The organism is Paenibacillus sp. EKM206P (assembly GCF_011066155.1).
Taxonomy (GTDB): Bacteria; Bacillota; Bacilli; order Paenibacillales; family Paenibacillaceae; genus Paenibacillus; species Paenibacillus polymyxa_D.
Genome location: NZ_JAAMNQ010000041.1, coordinates 1 through 2,246 on the forward strand (window position 1 = coordinate 1; position 2,246 = coordinate 2,246).

The following is a 2,246-nucleotide window of genomic DNA, read 5'->3' on the forward strand; positions in this document are numbered from 1 at the left end:
TCCTGGTCACAAAAACTTTCCGAGTATGCGAATAGCGCAGCCATGGACAGTGAACACGCCTACTGGGAACAATGGAACGCAGCTGCTTTGGCTGACCAAGTACGTTTGCCTGAGGATCAAGCGCAGGCCGAAACATTTACCTTAGCTGACACGGATACAGTGGCCTTCCAGCTTACGGAAGAAGAGACAGAAAGATTATTGAAGCAAGCACACCGTGCGTATAACACGGAAATGAACGATCTGTTGCTGACGGCTTTGGGCATGATGCTGTATACGTGGACGGGTCATGAACGCAGTCTGATTCATTTAGAGGGACACGGACGTGAGAACATTTTGCCGGATACGGACATTTCTCGTACGGTAGGCTGGTTTACGAGACCATATCCGGTATGGCTAGACATCGGTCGTGATCACGCTTTGTCGGGATGCATCAAACAGGTAAAAGAAAGTCTGCGTCATATTCCGAATCAAGGAATGGGCTACGGAATCTGGAGATATTTGAGTGAATCCGGCCAAGCCATGGCTCAGCAAGCAGATGCACTGCATCTTGGTCAACATCAAGCTTTTGCCGAGCCACAAGTGAGCTTTAACTATCTCGGACAGCTGGATCAGGACTTGCAAAACAGCGATATTCGTATGTCTCCTTACTCGATGGGATCGGTCGTTAGTGACCGGACGAAGATGAAATATGCGCTCGATGTGAGCGGGATCGTAACGAACGGCATCCTGGAACTGGACATTCGGTATAACAGCAAAGCCTTCCGTAAGGACACCGTCCAAATGCTGGCTAATCTGTTGAAATCCAATCTGCTTGAGATTATCGAGCATTGTGTTACACGAGATCGGATCGAATTAACTCCAAGTGATGTACTGTTCAAAGGTCTGACCCTGGAGCAATTAGATACGATTAAGGAGCAGACCAAGACGGTTGGGGAATTGGAAAATGTGTACCCGTTAACTCCCATGCAAAAGGGTATGCTGTTCCACAGTCTAATGAATGCAGAAACAGGCGTGTATTTTGAGCAGGCGACCTTTGATCTGGAGGGCCACTTGGAGCCTTCCCTATTCGAGGAAAGCTTGAATCTGCTGGTGAGCCGGCATGCTATATTACGGACGAATTTCTACAGCGGCTGGCATGGACAACCCTTGCAAATCGTCTATCGTCATAAAAGTCCGATCTTCCATTATCAGGATGTCAGAGGGCGTGAACATGCTGTAGCTGAGTTTGTGGTTCAAGATAAAGCTCGAGGCTTTGATCTAAGCAAGGATGCGCTTATGCGAGTATCCGTCTTCCGCACGGGTGAAAGCTCATACCGTTTTGTATGGAGCTTCCATCATATTGTGATGGACGGCTGGTGCCTGTCCCTGATGACGGACGAAGTGTTTGGTGCCTATGCTGCCTTGCTGGAGAATAAGCAGCCAGAGCTCGCACCTGTCAAGCCGTATAGTGACTATATCGAATGGTTGGAACATCAAGATGCACAGGAAGCGACCCGTTATTGGAGTGACTATTTGGCAGGTTTTGAGCAGCGAACCTTGTTGCCTGGTGAGAATACGCATGTTTCTGTGGCAGAACGAGATGACGACACAAACAGAAGCGGTCAAAGTTCAAATTCTGGCTATGTTTTGGAAAAACTGCCATTTATGTTGGGTAAAGAACGGAGTGCCGCATTAAACCAAATGGCCAAGCAACAACATGTCACGATTAACACCTTGCTGCAAAGTGTGTGGGGCGTTATTTTACAGCAATACAATAATAATCAGGATGTTGTGTTTGGTGGTGTGGTATCCGGTCGTCCGGCAGACATTCCAGGTGTGGAGAACATGATTGGATTGTTTATCAACACCATACCGGTTCGGATTCAAAGTGAACGGAATGCTACATTTGCTGAAGTATTGCAGCGCACACAGGAACAGGCTTTGACCTCCAGTGTCTATGATACGTTTCCGCTCTACGATATTCAGGCACGGACTGAACAAAAACAAGACCTGATTCATCACATCATGGTCTTTGAAAACTACCCGATTGGGCAGCAGATGAAGCAGATGGGCGGTTCCGGCGAGACAAAGGCACAAACTGGCTTCTCGATTGCCAATGTGGCACTTGCCGAGCAAACCAACTACGATTTCAACCTGATTGTCGTGCCTGACGAAGATATCTCTATCCTACTTGAATACAATGCGCTGGTGTATAACCGGTCTGCAATGGAGCGTATCCAGGGTCATATCGACCACGTCATCGGACA

The 2,246-nt window shown here is 48.0% G+C and carries 1 protein-coding gene; it reads left to right on the forward strand.

Going from position 1 to position 2,246, the window contains the following annotated elements:
• Positions 1-2,246 (forward strand): condensation domain-containing protein (locus G9G53_RS25540; protein ID WP_238796304.1); only part of this gene is annotated, 2,246 nt, incomplete at both ends.